The sequence below is a fragment of the Mesorhizobium sp. M1027 genome, from assembly GCF_040318745.1.
Taxonomy (GTDB): domain Bacteria; phylum Pseudomonadota; class Alphaproteobacteria; order Rhizobiales; family Rhizobiaceae; genus Mesorhizobium.
This window is the reverse complement of the sequence record NZ_JAMYMW010000012.1, coordinates 36,204-54,535: the sequence shown is the minus strand read 5'-3', so window position 1 is coordinate 54,535 and position 18,332 is coordinate 36,204. Positions and strand designations below refer to the sequence as shown.

The window sequence follows — 18,332 nt, the reverse complement described above, 5'->3', positions numbered from 1 at the left end:
ACGGCTCGATCTTGATTCCGCCGCGAACCTTCACCATTTCATCAACAAGCGGCCCCGTGCATTAACCCGGGTTCGATTACGAGGAAATGACATGAACGCTCGCGTTCTCGACGGCGAAATCATCACTAGCAGGCTCGAAGATATCAGCGCCTATGAGGGCGTGCGCACGCGGCGCATTCTCGCCTTCGTCATCGATTATTTCATCGTGGCGCTGCTCACCATTCCATTCGCGATCCTGGTGTTCTTGTTCGGGCTGTTGACGCTCGGCCTCGGCTGGATGCTGTTTTCCATTCTCGTGCCGGCCGTCGCCATCCTCTACATCTGGAACACGCTCGGCAGTAAAGACCAGGCCACCACCGGCATGAAGATAATGGGCATCCGGCTCGACCGACTCGACGGCAGCCCCATCGACGGGCTGACCGCCGTCGTGCATTCGGTGCTGTTTTGGGCCGGCAATGTCATCCTTTCGCCGCTGGTCCTGCTGGTGAGCCTGTTTTCTGATCGCAAGCGCACGCTGCACGACCTGCTGCTCGGCACTGTCGTCAGCCGCAGCGGCCGCTGAGCAGACTTTTGAAGCGCGGCCGCAGCCTTTGCGCACAAATGTGAAGACGTCCAATCAACCAGGCTTTCACAATCCTGTTGAATTTTTCGGCGTCCGCGCCAAAGGTAGAGCGATTCGCAGGAGTGTTTCCAAGGCTCGATGACGCAGCACCCGACCCAGTCGCCGCAGTTCTTTCTGACCGCGCCCTCGCCATGTCCCTATCTCGAGGGCCAGTTCGAGCGCAAGGTGTTCACACACCTGGTCGGCGACAAGGCCCCGGAAATGAACGATCTGTTGACGCAGGGTGGATTCAGGCGGTCGCAGAACATCGCCTACAGGCCGGCTTGCGAGACCTGCCGCGCCTGTGTGTCGGTACGCATCCTGGCGCAGGAATTCACCGCCAGCCGAAACATGAAACGCGTCATACAGCATAATTCGGATCTGGTCGGCGCCATGCACGACGCCGAGCCCTCCACCGAGCAGTATTCGCTGTTCCGCAGCTATCTCGACGCCCGCCACCGCCGTGGCGGCATGTCCGACATGACCGTGCTCGACTACGCCATGATGGTCGAGGATACCCATGTCGACACCAAGGTCATCGAATACCGTCGCCGCGGACCCGACAGCTTCATCACCGGCAAGGGCCAGGGCGAGTTGATCGCTGTGGCGCTCACCGACAAGATGGCCGATGGCCTGTCGATGGTCTATTCCTACTTCAACCCGGACTTCGAGGACCGCTCGCTCGGCACCTTCATGATCCTCGACCACATCGCCCGCGCCAGGGCGATGGGCCTGCCCCATGTCTACCTGGGTTACTGGGTCAACGGCTCGCGCAAGATGAATTATAAGATGCGCTTCCAGCCGCAGGAGCATCTCGGCCCGAAAGGTTGGGAACGCTACAATCACGAAGCGGTTTCGCGCTGATCTTCGCTTTCGGTATTCGCTCTTAAATTGTTTCGAGGAGGATGCCGCTGGGCTTCCGGCCGATCGGCTGGAAAACCGGGCGGGTCAATTTTGCGCCTCCAAGCCTACGCGAGAATTGCCGCATGTCTTCCCACAACGACCACCAGAGAGGCCTTCTGATCACCGCCATCGGCGGCCTGACGCTAACCGTCGACATTCCGCTGATCCGGCTCGCCGATGGCGAGGCATGGACGATCCTGCTGTTGCGCACCGGCACAACCTTCGTCGCCACGCTCATCGTCTGGGCCGTCTGGCGCTCGCTGAGCGCAAAGGCGCCGCAGCTTATCCCGGGCTGGTCAGGGCTCAGCGTTGCCGCCCTCTACGGGCTCGGCTCGATCGCCTTCATCACCGGCGTCTACAGCACCTCGACCGCCAACCTCGTTTTCATCCTGGCCTTCACAACCATGTTCGCGGCCCTTTTGTCATGGCTGTTCCTGAAGGAGAGGCCACGGCCCCTGACGCTTGCAGCGCTGGCACTGATGATCGTCGGCGTGACGATCATTGTCGGCGATTCCGTTGGAACCGGACATCTCTTCGGCGACCTGATGGCGCTATGCTCGGCTTTCATGATCGCAGCGGCCATCACTATCTCGCGCGCAAGCGGCAAGGATATGGGTTTCACGGCGCTGATCGGAGTGGTCCTGCCGCTGGCCGTCGCCACCCTGATGGTTTCCAAGGTGGGTTTCCACGTCAACGCGCCGTGGTGGATCGTCTTCAACGGTGCCGTCATCATGCCGATCTCTTTCTTCTGCCTCGCCAACGGCCCGAAATACATCTCCGGGCCGGAAGTGGCGATGTTCTACCTGTTAGAAACCGTGCTGGCGCCGGTCTGGGTGTGGATGATCTTCGCCGAAACACCGTCGCGCAACAGCCTGATCGGCGGCGCGATCCTAATCATGACTTTGATCGGCCATTCGCTCTGGCAGTTGCACGAGGGGCGCAAACGCCGCGCCACGTTCGCCGTCAGTCACCCGGCCTGATTCTTTTTCGCGGCCGCGCGCTCGGCAACAATTTCGATCTGCGGCGGCGCGTCATCGTGCTCCGCCGGTTCGGCGGCAGCGAGTTCATCGGTCAGTTCCACTTCGCGCAGCCATTCGCGCCAGATTGCGACGAGCAGGGCCATCAGCACCGGGCCGATGAACAGGCCGAGAAAGCCCATTGTCTTGACGCCGCCGATCAGGCCGAAAAAGGTTGGCAGGAAGGGCAGCTTTATCGGCCCGCCGACCAGCTTTGGGCGCAATGTCTTGTCGACGACGAAGAGTTCGACCGCGCCCCAGACGAACAGTGCCAGCCCAGCCATCGGCGAGCCGCTGGCGGCGAGATAGATCGAGACCAGCGTGAAGGACAGGGGCGCGCCGCCGGGGATCAGCGCCATGATGCCGGTCAGCGCGCCGAGCGTCACCGGCGAAGGCACGCCGGCCAACCAGTAAGCGATGCCCAGCACCAGCCCTTCGCCGATGGCGATAACGGTCATGCCGGTCACCGTCGAGGAGATCGTCGCCGGCACCACGCGTGAGATCCGTTCCCATCTGGCCGGCAGGATGCGTTCGCCGAGGCGATCGACCTGTCCGGCGAAATGCTCGCCGTCACGATAGGCGAAGAACAGCGCGATCATCATGAACAGCAGCGTCAGCAAAAGGCCGAAGGCGCTGCCGCCCGCGGCAAGCACGCCGCGGTAGATGCTGCCGATATTGGCGCCGCTGATCAGCTGGATCAGTTCGCCGATACCGCCAGGGTGGCCAACGTTGACCGTCCATTGTTCATTGAGCCATTCGCCCACCACCGGCATGGTGGCAATCCAGTGCGGCGTCGGCGCACCGTAGCGGTTGGTCTCGATCGACCAGTTGACCCATTCGCGCACCTCATTGATGGCGTAGGTGCCGGCAAGCGCGATCGGCACCACCAGGAAGGTCAGGATGAACAAGATCGCAAGCGTCGCCGCGATGGTGCGGTTGCCGCCGACGCCGGCGAGCAGCCGTCGGTAGAGCGGCCAGCTGGCGAAGGCGATCACCAGGGCGGCAAGGACCGGAAACAGGAAGCCGTGGAAGAAGTAAACGCCAGCGGCAACGATCAGCACCAGGAGCCAGCGCGCCGCCGACAGCGGCGGAATGACAGCGGCCCTGAGCGGCGTCGACAGGCCAAACAGGCGCTGCTGCCGCTCCGGCTTCTGTATCCTGACTTCCTTCAAGCGCCCAATTCTCCCTGGCCCATAGCGTCGCTTATGCACTGATATAGTGCAGCAATCGTGACGACATTCCAAATGTTTGGGTAGAGCTGCTAATCTCCCCGCTTGAGGAGGAGATGGCCGGCAGGCCAGGGGGGTCGCCGAGCGTGAGACGCCAGCCTCCTCTGTCTGCGATACGTGAGGCGCCAGTCCCCTCCGTCTGCGATAAGGGTCGTGTCTGGACGTTCCGACCCCCTCTGTCGCCTTCGGCGACATCTCCCCCTCAAGGGGGGAGATACCGCTTCACCCGAACTTCCCCGTGCGCGGGAACCCCTTCGGCACCATGCGGCCGGCCGAGGCGCGGGCGCCAATCCATTCGGCAAGCTCGTCACGCGATTTGGTAAAGGTGCGGTCTGCCGAATCCTGCCAGGACAGGCCGCTTGCGAGCGTGAAGGTCTTGAGGTCGAGGACGCCGCCGTCCTTGTACTTCTGCAGGCGCACGCCCTTGCCGCGCCCCATCTCCGGGATCTCGGCCAGCGGGAACACCAGCATCTTGCGGTTCTCGCCGACGATGGCGAGATGGTCGCCCGCGACGCTCACGCAGCGCTGGGCTTCGTCTGGCGCCTTGACGTTCATCACCTGCTTGCCCTTGCGGGTGTTGGCGACGACTTCTTCTTCCGGCACGATGAAACCGTTGCCGTCATGCGACACCAGCAGCAGCTTGCGCTTGGGATCATGGACGAAGGCGGTGACGATATCCTGGTCGTTGTCCATGTCGACGATGATGCGGATCGGCTCACCATGGCCACGCCCGCCGGGCAGCCGGTCGGCGCCGATCGTGTAGAACTTGCCGCCGGTGGTGAAGACCAGCACCTTGTCGGTGGTCTGGGCATGGAAGGCGAGCTTGAGGCTGTCGCCTTCCTTGAAGGTCAGGGCCGAATGGTCGGTCAGATGACCTTTCATGGCCCTCAGCCAGCCCTTTTCCGAAACGACCACAGTGACCGGCTCGCGCTCGATCATGGCATGGGCGATATCGGTCAGGTCATGCTCGGGTGCGTCGGCGAACTCGGTGCGGCGTTTGCCGATGTCGGTCTCGGGCCCGTATTTCTGGCGAACATTGGCGACTTCCCACTTGATCGTCGCCCACTGCTTGGCGTCGGACGCAAGCAGTGCCTCGATCTGCTTCTTCTCGCCGGTCAGACCATTGAATTCCTCGCGGATTTCGAATTCCTCGAGCTTGCGCAGCGCCCTCAGACGCATGTTGAGGATGGCTTCAGCCTGGGTGTCGGTGAGTGACCAGCGGGCCATCATCACTTGCTTGGGCTCGTCCTCCTCGCGGATGATCCTGATCACCTCGTCGATGTTGAGGTAGGCAATCAAATAGCCGGCGAGGATCTCCAGCCGCCTCTCGATCTCGCCGAGGCGGTGCTTGGAGCGGCGGATCAAGACGTCGCGGCGGTGCTCCAGCCATTCCTTGAGCACACCTTTCAGCGACAGCACGTTCGGCACCTTGCCGCGCGACAACACGTTCATGTTGAGCGGAAAGCGGCTTTCGAGCTCGGTCAGCTTGAACAGCGATTCCATCATGATGCCGGGATCGACCGAGCGGCTCTTCGGCACCAGCACGACGCGGATGTCCTCGGCGCTCTCGTCGCGGATATCCTCGAGCAGCGGCAGCTTGCGTGCCATCAAGAGCTCGGCGATCTTTTCGATCAGCCTGGCCTTCTGGACGCCATAGGGAATTTCGGTGACGACAATGTTCCAGGTGCCCCTGCCCTGATCCTCCTGGCTCCATTTCGCCCTGACGCGAAAGCCACCGCGACCCGTTTCGTAGGCTTCGAGGATCGAGGCTCGACTGTCGACGATGATGCCGCCGGTCGGGAAATCCGGCCCCTGGACGAAGTCCATCAGCTTGGTGACGGGCGCATCCGGATGATCGATCAGGTGAAGCGCGGCGTCGCAAAGCTCGGCCGCATTGTGCGGCGGAATCGAGGTCGCCATACCGACGGCAATGCCGGACGAGCCGTTGGCAAGCAGATTCGGGAAGGCGCCGGGCAGCACCGCCGCCTCCTCGTCTTCCTCGTTGTAGGTCGGGCGGAAATCGACCGCATCCTCGGTGATGCCTTCCAAAAGCAGCGTCGACACTTCGGTCATGCGCGCTTCGGTGTAGCGCATGGCGGCGGCGTTATCGCCGTCGATATTGCCAAAATTACCCTGCCCGTCGACCAGCGGGTAGCGCATCGAAAAATCCTGCGCCAACCGCACCAACGCGTCGTAGATCGACTGGTCGCCATGCGGATGGAATTTGCCCATCACCTCGCCGACGATGCGGGCGCATTTGGCAAAACCCTGGTCGGGGTTGAGCCGCAACAAGCGCATAGCATGCATGATGCGACGATGCACCGGCTTCAATCCGTCGCGCACGTCCGGCAGCGCCCGATGCATGATGGTCGACAGCGCGTAGGCGAGATAGCGCTCTTCCAGCGCCTTCTTCAGATCGACCGGCTCGATATTGTCGCCGCCGCCACTCTCGGGCGGCAAAAGCCTTTTTCCCATGGGCTGGCACTAGCCGAGCGGGTGATTCGCGGCAAGAGGCACCAGTATGCCTCCTCCTAAAGCGCGTCGCGTTCGACCGGCCTCATGCGACGCTTTAGGTCCTTGTTTTGATGCATGTCGTCATCGCAAAACCGCTGCACACTTTGCGCGACATCCATTATGCAACGGGAATTGGGAGCGTCGCGACGCCGGCCAACATCAACCCGTTACATCCTGCTTCTATCGCAAGCCTGATGGATCGGGTTTGCCTTTAGCCGCGATTTTCGATCATTGTGCCGAGGCCCGCCTTTTTCCGGTCCAGTTCGTCGCCGAATGGTGACGACGCGACGATTTGAAAAGAATTTCAGGACACTCTCAGGGGAGCTCTCGATGACGATCAGGCACTCGACACTTATTAAAAGACTGGCTTTTTCGACCTTTTTGCTGACGCTGCCGCTGAATGCGGCATTCGCGCAGGATACCGCGGTCGCCGACCGGCTGAAGGCTGCCCTCGCCGCCCAGGGTGTCGACCTCTCCTGGACCGGAGTAACCGGCGACACCTCCAGCATGGTTCTGCAAGGCGTGGCGGTCAAACCGGCGGCCGAAAAGGAGGCGCTCAAGATCGGCGACGTCAAGCTCGAAGGGGTGACCGAAGCCAATGGTGGCTATCAAATCGCGACCGTGTCGACGTCGCCGTTCGAACATAGCGAGGATGGCGTCACGCTCAATCTCAGCCCCTTCGTCATCCACGACATGACGGTTCCGGCCGAAGGCGCAAGCGGCCCGCTGGGCTCGCTGATGATTTACAAATCGGCCGAGCTCGACAACATGACCGTCAAGGTGGCCGACAAGACCGCTTTCTCGATGGACGGGCTTGCCATCGCAATCACGCCGCCGGCCGACGGCAAGGCCTTGGCGTTTTCCGGCACCACGGAAAAATTCACTGCCGACCTGACACTGGTCGAAGATCCGAAGTCCAAGGAAGTCATCAACGCGCTCGGCTACCAGAACATATCGGGCAATCTTGAGATGGAAGGCACCTGGCAGCCTACCGACGGCAGGATGGACTTGTCGAAATACGAAATATCGGTCGACAATGCCGGCACGCTCGGCATGACCTTCGATCTCGGCGGCTACACGCTGGACGTCATCAAATCACTGCAGGAGATACAGAAGAAGATGGCGGCGCAGCCCGAAGGCGCCGACAATTCGGCGCAAGGCATGGCCATGCTCGGGCTGCTGCAGCAGCTTTCGTTCAACAGCGCCTCGATCCGCTTCGATGATGATTCGCTGACCAAAAAGGTGCTCGATTATGCCGGCAAGCAGCAAGGCATGTCCGGCAAGGACATTGCCAACCAGGCCAAGGCGATCGTGCCCTTCGGCATGGCGCAGCTCAACAATCCGGAACTGACGGCGCAGGTTTCGGCCGCGGTCAACAAATTCCTCGACGATCCGCAAAGCATCGAGGTCTCGGCCGAGCCGCCGGCGGCGGTGCCGTTCGCGCTGATCATGGCGGGCGCCATGTCCAACCCGCTCGACCTGCCGAAAACGCTTGGCGTGACGGTTACGGCAAACGAAGACTGACCGAGATCCCAAAGCAAAAGCCCGGCAGCGATGCCGGGCTTTTTTATGAATCAACAGCATCGGTTCGGAGCGTTTCCTAAACCTCTTTCTTCGTCGCCACGACGCGCAGCGACAATTCGCGAAGCTGCTGCGGGCTGGCCTCCGACGGCGCGTTCATCAACAGGTCATAGGCCTGCTGGTTCATCGGGAACATCGTCACTTCGCGCAGGTTCCTCGCGCCGACCAGAAGCATGACGACGCGGTCGATGCCTGCCGCCATGCCGCCATGCGGCGGCGCGCCATACTGGAAGGCGCGGTAGAGGCCACCGAAGCGCTCCTCGACCGTCTCGCGGTCAAGCCCGACCGTCTCGAACGCCTTGACCATGGTTTCGGGCAGATGGTTGCGGATGCCGCCTGAGGCGATCTCGAAACCATTACAGACCATGTCGTACTGGAACGCCTTGATTCCGAGCAGATCCTCGCCGTTCAGCGCATCGATGCCACCTTGCGGCATCGAGAACGGATTGTGCGCGAAGTCGATCTTCTTCTCCTCCTCGTTCCATTCGAAGAACGGGAAGTCGACGATCCAGCACAATTCGAAGCGATCACGGTCGACAAGATTGAGCTCCTCGCCGGCGCGGCTGCGCGCCGCTCCCGCGAAGGAGACGAACTTCTTCGGATCGCCGGCGACGAAGAAGGCGGCATCGCCATCGGCAAGGCCGAGTTGTTGTCGAATCGCCTCGGTGCGCTCCTCGCCGATATTCTTGGCCAGCGGCCCGGCGCCTTCGAGCTTCTCGCCCTCCTTGCGCCAGAAGATGTAGCCGAGGCCGGGCTGGCCCTCGCCTTGCGCCCATGAGTTCATGCGGTCGCAAAAGGCGCGAGACCCGCCGGTCTTGGCCGGAATGGCCCAGACCTCGGCCTTCGGATCGTTGGCAAGGATGTTGGCAAATACCTTGAAGCCGGAATCGCGAAAATGATCCGAGACGGCCTGCATCTCGATCGGGTTGCGCAGGTCCGGCTTGTCGGTGCCGTATTTGCGCATGGCGACATCATAGGCGATGCGCGGAAACTTCTCCGTCACCGGCTTGCCGGCGGCAAAGGTCTCGAACACCCCCCGCATTACCGGCTCCATGGTGGTAAACACATCCTCCTGCTCGACGAAGCTCATCTCCACGTCGAGCTGGTAGAATTCACCCGGCAGACGGTCGGCGCGCGGGTCCTCGTCACGGAAGCACGGCGCAATCTGGAAGTAGCGGTCGAAGCCGGACACCATGATCAGCTGCTTATACTGCTGCGGCGCCTGCGGCAGCGCATAGAAAGTGCCGGGGTGGATGCGCGACGGCACCAGGAAGTCGCGCGCGCCTTCCGGCGATGAGGCGGTCAGGATCGGCGTCGAGAATTCGGTGAAGCCGACCTCGCCCATCAGCTTGCGCATCTCGGCGATGATTTTCGTCCGCGCCACGATGTTCTTGTGCAGCGTGTCGCGGCGCAGGTCGAGGAAGCGGTATTTGAGGCGGATGTCCTCCGGATAGTCCGGCTCGCCGAAGACCGGCAGCGGCAATTCCCTGGCGGCCGACAGCACTTCGATCTCGCGCGCGAAAATCTCGATCTCGCCGGTCGGCAAATTGGGGTTCACGGTGTCGGCGAGGCGCGCCTTGACCTCGCCGTCGACGCGGACGACCCATTCGCCACGCAAGGTCTCCGCGATCTTGAAGGCAGGCGAATCCGGATCGGCGACGATCTGGGTCAGACCGTAATGGTCGCGCAAATCGATGAACAGCAGGCCGCCATGGTCGCGCACGCGATGTACCCAACCCGACAGGCGAACGGTCGAGCCGACGTCGGCCTTCCTCAATTGGGCACAGGTATGGCTGCGGTAACGATGCATTGTCATTCTTAAGGTCCGGATGTTGGGTTGTGGCCAAGGCATGATGGCCCAGCCTGAAAATTTGCGCGAAAAGCACATGAGAGGGTGCATTTGTCAAGGCAAGCGGCGGCTGGGTCGAGTTCGCGTTCTTCCCGCCCCTATCCCACCGGCATCAATTTATGCCAGAGGCGTCAATCTGAGTTCGCTGCTCTGTGCCGGCAGTTCAACTATGCACTCATCCCTTCACCCCGCCCGCCGTGAGGCCGGAGACGATCTTGCGCTGGAAGATGAGAACGAGGACGACAAGCGGCACGGTGACGATCACCGATGCGGCCATGATGTTGCCCCACGGGATCTCGAACTGCGAGCTGCCGGAGAGCAGCGCTATCGCCACCGGCACGGTTCGCTGCTCGTTGCTGGAGGTAAACGTCAGGGCGAACAGGAACTCGTTCCAAGCACCGATGAAGGCGAGAAGCCCGGTGGTCGCCAGCGCCGGCCACATCAGCGGCAGGAAGACGCGGCTGATGATGATCCAGGGCGTGGCGCCATCGAGGATCGCCGCTTCCTCCAGTTCGATCGGCAGGTCGCGAAGGAAGGCGGTGAGCACCCAGACGGTGAACGGCAAGGTGAAGATCATGTAGGACAAGATCAGCGCGAACGGCGAATTGTAGAGGCCGAAGATGCGGATTAGCTCGAAAAGCCCGGCAAGCACCGCCAATTGCGGGAACATCGAGACGGACAGGATGATGAGGAGCAGCGCCGAACGGCCTCTGAAGCGGATGCGCGCCAGTGCATAGGCGGCGGTGACGCCGAGGAACAGCGAAATGAAGACAACCGCGCTCGAGATGAACAGCGAGTTCACGAGATTGCGCAGGAAGGTCCCCTCGGTGAATACGGTCCTGTAGTTGATGAAGGTAATCGTCGTCGGCCAATAGTCGACCTGGAAGAGCGCGGTCCCAGATTTCAGGCTGGTGATGATGGCGTAGTAGAACGGGAACACCGCGACGACGACGATAACGGCGACGAGGAGGTAGAAAGCCGTGCGCTTGACGATCCACATGGTCAGTGGTCCCACATGATCAATAATCCTTGTCCAGCCTTATCTGGCCGAGCCAAAGAACGAGCATGGTCAGCAGAGCGAGGATAAGGAAGAGCAACGTCGAGGCGGCGGAACCGTAGGCAAACTTGTCGAACTCAAACAGGCTCTCGCGGGCAAACACCGACATCGACTTGGTGTGTATGTTGTTTGGCGTAAGCACGTAGATCAGATCGAAGATGCGCAGGGCATCGAGACCGCGAAAGATCATGGCCACCATCAACGCCGGTCGGATGAGCGGCAAGGTGATCTTCCAGAAAACTCTCCACGCGCCGACGCCGTCGAGCTTGGCGACCTCGTAGATTTCTTGTGGAAGCATCTGGAGGGCGGCGAGAATGAGAAGCGCCATGAAGGGGGTCGCTTTCCAGATGTCGACAACGAGGACGGCGACCATCGCCGTGTCGGCGCTTGCCGTCCAGGCGATTTTTGTGCTGATCAGGCCGAGCTTGAGCAGGACGTCGTTGATGATGCCGAACTGGTCGTTGAGCATCCACTGCCACATCTTAGCCGACACAATCGTCGGGATGGCCCAAGGGATGAGAATCGCGGCGCGTATGATACCGCGGCCGCGAAACCTCGTGTTGAGCACCAGCGCAACGATCATGCCGAGCACCGTCTCGCAGGTCACCGAAATCACCGCGAAGCGCACGGTGTTCCAGACGGCGCGCCACCAGACCGGATCGGCGAGCAGCCCGTCGTAGATGACGCGGTCGCTCGGCATTTGCACGACGGAGAAATAGTTGGCGAAGCCAACCCAGCGGCGGGCTTCGAGGTCGGCGAGCGAGGCATCGGTGAAGCCGAAATAGATCGTGCGCATCAACGGCCAGCCGGCAACGGCGGCGAGCACGATGAGCATCGGGGCAAGCAGCAGCCATGCCGAGCGCGCACGCTGACGCGCCAGCATCGAGCCTGAGCGCGGCGAGGTCACCAGGCGGTGCCTTTGAGCCTGGTCAAGGAGAACTCCAGATCGGCAAGGTTGTCGGCGGCCGTGCCCTCGCCGGAAATGGTGTTGTGGACGGCGGTCCAGAACTCGCTCGATGCCTCATTGTACCTGCTCTTGGCTTGGGCCGAGGGACGCGGCAACGCGTTGAGGACGACTTCCTTCCAGCGCGGAATCACCGGCTGGGCGCTGGCGATGTCGGCATCGTCATAGAGTGCCTGGATGGTCGGCAGATATGCCCCCTTCAAGGCGCGGTACTTCTGCATCTGAGGCGAGGCGATCCATTTGACCAGCCCGATCGCTGCATCCGGGTTCTTCGAATATTTGGAAACCGCGAGATTCCAGCCGCCAAGCGTTGCTGCCGGGCGGGCGCCCTCGCCCGACCCCGGCGGCAGCGTGGTCACCTCGAACTTGCCTTTGATGGGGGAGCTTTCGCTGTTGCCAAGCGCGTAGGCATAGGGCCAGTTGCGCATGAAGACGGCGTTGCCGGTCTGCCAGACTCCGCGCGACTCTTCTTCCTGATAGGCCAGAACGCCGGGCGGCGAGATGGTTCCCACCCAGCTCCTCGCCATTTCCAGCGCCGCAACTGCTTGCGGATTGTTGATGGAGATCATGCCGTCCGGCTCGATAATCTGGCCGCCGCCGTTCGACTTCACCCATTCGAGTGCATCGCAGGTCAGCCCCTCATAGGCGTTGCCCTGGAAAACGAAACCCCACATGTCCTTGTTGCCGGCCGCGCGCTCCTTGTCCATGACAAGCTTGGCGGTATCGGCAAGTTCAGCCCAGTTGGCCGGGACCCTGGCGCCGTATTTGTCGAGGAGATCCTTGCGGTAGTAGAGCGCCGGAGCGTCGGTGAATATCGGCAAGGCGACCAGCTTGCCGTCCACGGTCTGCGATTTGATGATCGATGGGAAATGGGTGCCAACGACATCCTTGGTCGCTTCGGTCAGGTCGATGAACTGCCTTGCAAGCTGGGGGGCCCAGATGATGTCCGTTTGATAGACGTCGACGTCGCTGCTTCCGGCGGCGAGCCAGAGCCGGTATTGGCCAAACTGGTCCGTCGCCGACGGAGGCAGCGGAACGACGCTAACCTTGTTGCCGGTCTTCGTCTCGTATTGATCGAGGATCTCGCGAAGGATTCTCTGGCCGTTGCCGGTATCGCCGGACACCATGGCGAGGTCGACAGCCCGCGCCGGCCCGGCCGCCAGAACTGCGGCCACGGCAAATGCCGCAAATGCGGAATGAAATTTCATGATGGCGCACCTCCCTTTGGAGCTTCAGGCCGGGCATCAGAAACCACGTCGATGCCCAACACCGTCTCCGCACACCGGCAGCTCACAAGACGCGTATTCGCCCACCAGCACTGAACTACAAAAATACGCCTTGGTTCCAACACGGAGGGTCCGGGGCCACGCGGCAGCCCCCGGCTGGCCCCAACGCCGCCGGGAATTGCCGCTGGCATTGGCGAAGGCGATGGTTCAAGAAGGGATCAACGACAGGCTTTTCCTTCATGTCTTCCATCCGCCCGCTGATCCCCCTCCTGATCGCCGCCGGCATCCTGCTCGGCGGCAACGGCCTGCAGAGCACGTTGATTGCGCTGCGTGGTGCGCAGGAGGGTTTTCCCGCTTCGTCGATCGGCCTGATGGGCACGTTCTATTTCGCCGGCTTCTTGCTTGGCTGCCTTGCCGTTACCCGCATCATGAAGTCCGTCGGCCATGTGCGCGCCTTTTCGGCACTGGCGGCGATCGCCTCGGCGGGGACGCTGCTTCTGGTGCTGGTCATCGATCCGGTGATGTGGTGCGCCGTGCGCTTTGCTGGCGGGTTCTGCTTCGCCGGCTTGTTCACAATCATGGAAGCCTGGCTGAATTCCGGCGTCACCAACACCGACCGGGCGCGGGTGCTTGCCATCTACCGGATGGTCGACATCGGCTCGGTGACGGGCGCCCAGTTCCTGATCCCGATCTTCGGCGCCGGCGGCTTTGCCATCTTCGCCATCATGTCGATGATGATCACCGTTTCGCTGGTGCCGGTGTCGCTCGGCGACCGCTCCAATCCGACGCCGCCGGACGACGTCAAGCTCGATTTGGCGCGCGTCTGGCGGATCTCGCCGCTCGGCTGCTTCGGCTGTATCGCCGTCGGCGTCACAAACAGCGCCTTCCGCACCCTGTCGCCGGTCTATGCCGAGCAGATCGGCATGTCGGTCGCCGACGTCGTCACCTTCGTCAGCGTCGGCATTTTCGGCGGCGCTATAATCCAATACCCGCTCGGCTATCTCTCCGACCGCTGGGACCGGCGCTCGGTGCTGCTGATGACGACGTGCTGTGCGATGGTGGCGGCACTGGCCCTGGCATTCGTGGCAGGCGGCAGCCCGTTCCTCAACTTCCTGCTCGTCTTCATCTTCGGCTGCTTCGCCATGCCGCTCTATTCGCTGTCGGCGGCGCATTCCAACGACCGCGCCGACAAGGGCGAGTTCGTGCTGATCAACGCTGCCTTGATGCTGTTTTATTCCTTCGGCGCCATCGGCGGGCCGTTTGCAGCCTCGACGGTGATGCAATTTTTCGGGCCGAGCGCGCTGTTCGTGTTCAGCGCCACCGTCTATGCGATCTTCGTGGCCGTCATCCTTTACCGGATGCAGGCGCGCTCCGCCGTGCCGGCCACCCATCGCAGCCGTTTTACGGCGCTGTTGCGCACGTCTACGGTTTTTGCCCGGTTGGCGAAGCGGAATGCCGATCCCGATGAACCCGCAAAGCCTGGATAGAGGTGCTTGCGCTTGACGAAAGCGCGCGCGGCTGAAATTGAAAGAGACCCTATCCCTTGCCAAAAGCGATTTGATGCACGTCATCACCACTCAGAAAGAACTCGAGACCGTTATTGCCGCTTTCGAAAAGGCGGAATTCGTCACCGTCGATACCGAATTCATTCGCGAAACGACCTTCTGGCCGATCCTGTGCCTGATCCAGATGGCAGCGCCCGGGGTGACGGCGCTGATTGATCCGCTGTCGCCCGACATCGACCTGAAACCGTTCTTCAGGCTGATGGCCAACGAGGCGATCGTCAAAGTCTTCCACGCGGCGCGGCAGGACATCGAAATCATCGTGCATCTCGGCGATCTTGTGCCGCATCCGGTGTTCGACACCCAGGTCGCGGCAATGGTCTGCGGCTTCGGCGACAGCGTTTCCTACGACCAGTTGGTGCAGCGCATCACCGGCGCGCGGCTCGACAAGTCCTCGCGCTTCACCGACTGGCGCCACCGTCCGCTGTCCGAAAAGCAGCTCGACTACGCGCTCGCCGACGTCACCCACCTGATCGAGGTCTACAAGCATCTCAGCGCCGAGCTGGTGCGGGAAAACCGCGCCCACTGGCTGAACGAGGAGATGGACGTGCTGACCTCGCGCGAGACCTACGATCCGCATCCCGAGGATGCCTGGAAGCGGCTCAAGATGCGGCTGCGCAAGCCCCAGGAACTGGCGATCGTGCAGGCGGTGGCCGCCTGGCGCGAACGCGAAGCGCGCGAGCGCGACGTGCCGCGCGGCCGGGTGCTCAAGGACGACGCGATCTACGAAGTGGCGCAGCAGGCGCCGCGCGACGCTGCGGCGCTGAGCAAGCTGCGTACCACGCCGAAGGGCTGGGAGCGCTCGTCGACGGCGACGGCACTGCTTGGCGCGGTAAACGCTGCCCTTGCCCTGCCCAGGGAAGAGATGCCGAAGCTGCCGAAGAGCTTCCAGCCGCCGGAGGGGTCGAGCGCCGCTGCGGAGTTGCTGAAGGTGCTGCTGCGGATCGTCGCCGAAAAGGAGGGCGTCGCATCCAAGGTACTCGCCTCCAGTGACGACATCGACCGCATCGCTGCCGAGGGCGAGGAAGCCGACGTGCCGGCATTGCAAGGCTGGCGGCGTGCCGTCTTCGGCGAGGCCGCGCTCAAGCTGGTGCGCGGCGAACTCGCCATCAGGTTCGACAAGCGCAAGATCGCGGTGTTCGATTTGTAGCCTTGAGCTTGCTCAGACTAAGCCGAGCAGATGCAGCGCCAGCCATATCCAGCCAAGTGCGAGAACGACCGCGCCCAGGTAGAATGCCCTGCTGCGCAGGATTAGCCGATTGCTGGTCAAGTGGACCGATGCGTGAAGATAGCGGGAGACGACAAAGATCCACATCAGTGCCAAAGTCAGATAATTGACGCCATTGGTCACGTGCAGCGTCAAGCATAAGACGTAGAAAAGCACCGGCAGTTCGAACTGGTTGCTCAGATTGTTGGCGACGGTGATACTGGACCCAGGCTCCGTCGAGCGCGTCTTGAACTGGCCGGTCTTGGCTTCGCCCGATCTGACCGCGCCATGGCGGCGCCGGCCCATTACGACATAGACGATATAGACCAGCAGCACCTGCGCCAGCATCGGCCAGAAGATCGCGGTCTGGTTCAAGACGCCCCCTGTCGTTGTCACCCAGCCTTCAAGGCCGTTTCTGAGCCATCAGAATGAAAGCCGCAATGACGGTCACTGGTATCGCCAGCAGGGCGAATTTGGTGACGATCAGCGCCGAGGCGAAGGATAGCGAATCCGGATTGGCCGACAGAAAATCGGACAAAAGACGAGCCACGGCGATGTTCTGGGCATAGTCGGCAAGCGTGTACGGCAGCACCAGCACAGCTGCAAATGCCGCCTGCGTTTGCGCAGGCAGTGCATGGAAATTCTTCAGCCGCCGGCCCGTGGCCAGGATCAGGCTGACCATCGTCAGCGACAGCAGCGCCGGAAACAGCAGGTCGAAGGTCAGGTAATGCCAGACGAGGATAATCTCGCTGCCGCGCCGGCCGAGAGCCGTTAGCCAGGCCATGCCCTCATCCGGGGTGAAACCGGCATAGCGCATGTCGAGCGACGGCAGACCGCCGCTCAATCGGCGAAAATAGAGGAACTCCATCGCCGTCATGATGATGAAAACCGCCACTGTGGCGACACTGAGTGCGGCCGCGTGGCGCGACAGCCGCAGGATCATTGCCGCCAGATTGCGCCAAGACGCATGGCGATCAGGCTCCGCCAGGATAATTCGGGCTTTCGCGGGTAATCGTGACGTCATGGGCGTGGCTTTCACGAAGTCCGGCATTGGATATCCGCACAAAAGTGGCGCGCTCGCGGAAATCGGCAAGGTCGCGGCCACCGACATAACCCATAGCGGCTTTCAGGCCGCCTGCAAGCTGGTGCAGCACGCCAGACACAGGTCCTTTGTACGGCACCTGCCCTTCGATGCCTTCGGGGACCAGTTTCAGCGTGTCGCGCACCTCGGCCTGGAAATACCGATCGGCGGAGCCGCGCGCCATCGCGCCGACCGAACCCATGCCGCGATAGGCTTTGAAGGAGCGGCCCTGATGCAGATAGACCTCGCCGGGGCTCTCGTCGGTGCCGGCCAGCAGCGAGCCAATCATCGCCGCGCTGGCCCCGGCGGCCAGCGCCTTGGCGAGATCGCCCGAATATTTGATGCCGCCATCGGCAATAACCGAAACGCCCGATTTCTGTGCCGTCTCGACTGCCGACATGATTGCCGAGAGCTGCGGCACGCCGACGCCGGCGACGATGCGGGTGGTGCAGATGGAGCCTGGTCCGATGCCGACCTTGACCGCGTCGGCGCCGGCATCGATCAGCGCCAAGGTGCCTTCCGCGGTGGCGACGTTGCCGGCCAGGATGCGAACCGAGTTGGACAGCTTCTTGGCCCGCGTCACGGCATCCAGAACGCGCTGCGAATGACCGTGCGCGGTGTCGATCACCAGAAGGTCGACGCCGGCGTCGATGAGGCGCTCGGCCCGCTCGAAACCGTCATCGCCGACACTGGTGGCGGCGGCGGCGCGCAAGCGCCCCTGCGCATCCTTGGTGGCGTGCGGGTTGAGCTGCGACTTCTCGATGTCCTTGACCGTGATCAGCCCGACGCAATTGCCGTCCCGATCGACCACAACCAGCTTCTCGATGCGGTGCTGATGGAGCAGCCGCTTGGCCTCGTCCTGATCGACGTTCTCCTTGACCGTGATCAGGTTCTCGCGGGTCATCAGCTCATAGACCTTTTGCGCCGGATCGGACGCGAAGCGGACGTCGCGGTTGGTCAGGATGCCGACGAGCCGGCCGACCGTGTGGCCGCCGGTGCCGCCGTTCTCGACCACCGGAATGCCCGAAATGCTGTAGGTGCGCATCAGACCCAGCGCATCGGCAAGCGTCGCCTCGGGACCGATGGTGACAGGGTTGACCACCATGCCGGATTCGAATTTCTTCACCTGCCGCACCTGCTCGGCCTGTTCGGCCGGCGAGAAATTGCGGTGGATGACGCCTATGCCGCCGGCCTGGGCCATGGCGATGGCGAGTCGCGCCTCGGTGACCGTGTCCATGGCGGCCGACAGGATCGGCACGTTGAGGTCGATGTCGCCGGCGATGCGGGTGCGGATGTCGGTCTCGCCGGGCATGATCTCGGAATGACCCGGCTGCAGCAGCACGTCGTCAAAGGTCAGCGCCAATGCGCCGGTGGACGTCTCGATGATTTTTGCCATGGCCAGCCCTCGGAATGCAGGAAAGGCGCTCGCCCTGATGGACAGCGCCGACTCGTCTTCTTCCCTTTCAGGATTGGCGCTGGCTCGTAACACGTCCCGTGGCCGTTGAAAAGCCGATGGTTGTGTAGTGGCGAAGCTGCATTTTG

Annotated in this window: 15 protein-coding genes; 6 read left to right on the top strand and 9 right to left on the bottom strand. The window is 62.2% G+C overall.

Annotated features, from left to right (window positions below):
- Positions 1 to 91: 91 nt before the first annotated feature.
- The 3 genes from NKH50_RS22175 (at position 92) to NKH50_RS22165 (ending at position 2,484) form a co-directional block, all read left to right on the top strand.
- Positions 92 to 562 carry an RDD family protein gene (locus NKH50_RS22175; RefSeq protein ID WP_352738270.1) on the top strand — a complete coding sequence of 157 codons (471 nt, stop codon included), beginning with the start codon at positions 92 to 94 and terminating at the stop codon, positions 560 to 562.
- Between the two features lie 138 nt (positions 563 to 700).
- Entirely contained in the window at positions 701 to 1,465 is a 765-nt protein-coding gene (locus tag NKH50_RS22170; RefSeq protein WP_023717252.1) for an arginyltransferase, read from the top strand.
- Positions 1,466 to 1,587: 122 nt separating this feature from the next.
- Positions 1,588 to 2,484, top strand: coding sequence for a DMT family transporter (locus NKH50_RS22165; RefSeq protein ID WP_352881007.1), 897 nt, complete (start codon positions 1,588 to 1,590; stop codon positions 2,482 to 2,484).
- Here NKH50_RS22165 and NKH50_RS22160 read toward each other — a convergent pair.
- Positions 2,472 to 3,692 carry an AI-2E family transporter gene (locus NKH50_RS22160; RefSeq protein WP_352506529.1) on the bottom strand — a complete coding sequence of 407 codons (1,221 nt, stop codon included), beginning with the start codon at positions 3,690 to 3,692 and terminating at the stop codon, positions 2,472 to 2,474. The genes NKH50_RS22165 and NKH50_RS22160 overlap by 13 nt on opposite strands.
- Before the next feature lie 279 nt (positions 3,693 to 3,971).
- Complete coding sequence (parC, locus tag NKH50_RS22155) at positions 3,972 to 6,224, bottom strand: DNA topoisomerase IV subunit A (RefSeq protein ID WP_352881004.1); 2,253 nt, start codon at positions 6,222 to 6,224, stop codon at positions 3,972 to 3,974.
- Between the two features lie 369 nt (positions 6,225 to 6,593).
- On the opposite strand from parC, the gene NKH50_RS22150 reads away from it, so the two are divergent.
- Positions 6,594 to 7,787, top strand: a complete 1,194-nt coding sequence (locus NKH50_RS22150) for an aq_1923 C-terminal domain (RefSeq protein WP_352881002.1) — start codon at positions 6,594 to 6,596, stop codon at positions 7,785 to 7,787.
- A gap of 76 nt (positions 7,788 to 7,863) precedes the next feature.
- Here NKH50_RS22150 and aspS read toward each other — a convergent pair whose 3' ends face one another.
- The 4 genes from aspS to NKH50_RS22130 form a co-directional block, all read right to left on the bottom strand.
- Positions 7,864 to 9,654 carry an aspartate--tRNA ligase gene (gene aspS / locus NKH50_RS22145; RefSeq protein ID WP_352506570.1) on the bottom strand — a complete coding sequence of 597 codons (1,791 nt, stop codon included), beginning with the start codon at positions 9,652 to 9,654 and terminating at the stop codon, positions 7,864 to 7,866.
- A gap of 214 nt (positions 9,655 to 9,868) precedes the next feature.
- Positions 9,869 to 10,693, bottom strand: coding sequence for a carbohydrate ABC transporter permease (locus NKH50_RS22140; protein ID WP_352881179.1), 825 nt, complete (start codon positions 10,691 to 10,693; stop codon positions 9,869 to 9,871).
- A 19-nt stretch (positions 10,694 to 10,712) separates the two neighbouring features.
- On the bottom strand, positions 10,713 to 11,633 hold the full coding sequence (locus tag NKH50_RS22135) for a carbohydrate ABC transporter permease (RefSeq protein ID WP_352881177.1): 921 nt from the start codon (positions 11,631 to 11,633) through the stop codon (positions 10,713 to 10,715).
- A 20-nt stretch (positions 11,634 to 11,653) separates the two neighbouring features.
- A complete protein-coding gene (locus NKH50_RS22130; protein ID WP_352881000.1) occupies positions 11,654 to 12,922 on the bottom strand; it encodes an ABC transporter substrate-binding protein in 1,269 nt (422 codons plus the stop codon).
- A gap of 257 nt (positions 12,923 to 13,179) precedes the next feature.
- Here NKH50_RS22130 and NKH50_RS22125 point away from each other — a divergent pair, with 257 nt between their 5' ends.
- Complete coding sequence (locus tag NKH50_RS22125; RefSeq protein ID WP_352689404.1) at positions 13,180 to 14,427, top strand: MFS transporter; 1,248 nt, start codon at positions 13,180 to 13,182, stop codon at positions 14,425 to 14,427.
- A 73-nt stretch (positions 14,428 to 14,500) separates the two neighbouring features.
- Positions 14,501 to 15,652 carry a ribonuclease D gene (rnd, locus tag NKH50_RS22120; RefSeq protein WP_352506534.1) on the top strand — a complete coding sequence of 384 codons (1,152 nt, stop codon included), beginning with the start codon at positions 14,501 to 14,503 and terminating at the stop codon, positions 15,650 to 15,652.
- A gap of 12 nt (positions 15,653 to 15,664) precedes the next feature.
- Here the strand turns inward: rnd and NKH50_RS22115 are convergent, their stop codons facing one another.
- From NKH50_RS22115 to guaB, 3 genes are read right to left on the bottom strand one after another with little or no spacing between them, the layout of a single operon-like run.
- Positions 15,665 to 16,084: an MAPEG family protein gene (locus tag NKH50_RS22115; RefSeq protein WP_352703171.1), complete on the bottom strand. Its 420-nt coding sequence runs from the start codon at positions 16,082 to 16,084 to the stop codon at positions 15,665 to 15,667.
- A gap of 28 nt (positions 16,085 to 16,112) precedes the next feature.
- The gene (locus tag NKH50_RS22110) at positions 16,113 to 16,652 is read right to left on the bottom strand and encodes a hypothetical protein (RefSeq protein WP_352506536.1); all 540 of its coding nucleotides are present in this window, start codon (positions 16,650 to 16,652) and stop codon (positions 16,113 to 16,115) included.
- Positions 16,653 to 16,683: 31 nt separating this feature from the next.
- Positions 16,684 to 18,186 (bottom strand): IMP dehydrogenase, encoded by a 1,503-nt coding sequence (gene guaB, locus NKH50_RS22105; RefSeq protein WP_352880997.1) that lies wholly within the window; start codon positions 18,184 to 18,186, stop codon positions 16,684 to 16,686.
- Positions 18,187 to 18,332 lie beyond the last annotated feature (146 nt).

Excerpts from the sequence above, each read along its gene's own strand:
- NKH50_RS22165 (WP_352881007.1), top strand. The coding sequence starts at position 1,588 with ATGTCTTCCCACAACGACCACCAGAGAGGCCTTCTGATCACCGCCATC.
- parC (WP_352881004.1), bottom strand. The coding sequence starts at position 6,224 with ATGGGAAAAAGGCTTTTGCCGCCCGAGAGTGGCGGCGGCGACAATATC.
- aspS (WP_352506570.1), bottom strand. The coding sequence starts at position 9,654 with ATGCATCGTTACCGCAGCCATACCTGTGCCCAATTGAGGAAGGCCGAC.
- NKH50_RS22110 (WP_352506536.1), bottom strand. The coding sequence starts at position 16,652 with ATGATCCTGCGGCTGTCGCGCCACGCGGCCGCACTCAGTGTCGCCACA.
- NKH50_RS22130 (WP_352881000.1), bottom strand. The coding sequence starts at position 12,922 with ATGAAATTTCATTCCGCATTTGCGGCATTTGCCGTGGCCGCAGTTCTG.
- NKH50_RS22125 (WP_352689404.1), top strand. The coding sequence starts at position 13,180 with ATGTCTTCCATCCGCCCGCTGATCCCCCTCCTGATCGCCGCCGGCATC.
- NKH50_RS22135 (WP_352881177.1), bottom strand. The coding sequence starts at position 11,633 with ATGCTGGCGCGTCAGCGTGCGCGCTCGGCATGGCTGCTGCTTGCCCCG.
- NKH50_RS22140 (WP_352881179.1), bottom strand. The coding sequence starts at position 10,693 with ATGTGGATCGTCAAGCGCACGGCTTTCTACCTCCTCGTCGCCGTTATC.
- guaB (WP_352880997.1), bottom strand. The coding sequence starts at position 18,186 with ATGGCAAAAATCATCGAGACGTCCACCGGCGCATTGGCGCTGACCTTT.
- rnd (WP_352506534.1), top strand. The coding sequence starts at position 14,501 with ATGCACGTCATCACCACTCAGAAAGAACTCGAGACCGTTATTGCCGCT.
- NKH50_RS22170 (WP_023717252.1), top strand. The coding sequence starts at position 701 with ATGACGCAGCACCCGACCCAGTCGCCGCAGTTCTTTCTGACCGCGCCC.
- NKH50_RS22175 (WP_352738270.1), top strand. The coding sequence starts at position 92 with ATGAACGCTCGCGTTCTCGACGGCGAAATCATCACTAGCAGGCTCGAA.
- NKH50_RS22150 (WP_352881002.1), top strand. The coding sequence starts at position 6,594 with ATGACGATCAGGCACTCGACACTTATTAAAAGACTGGCTTTTTCGACC.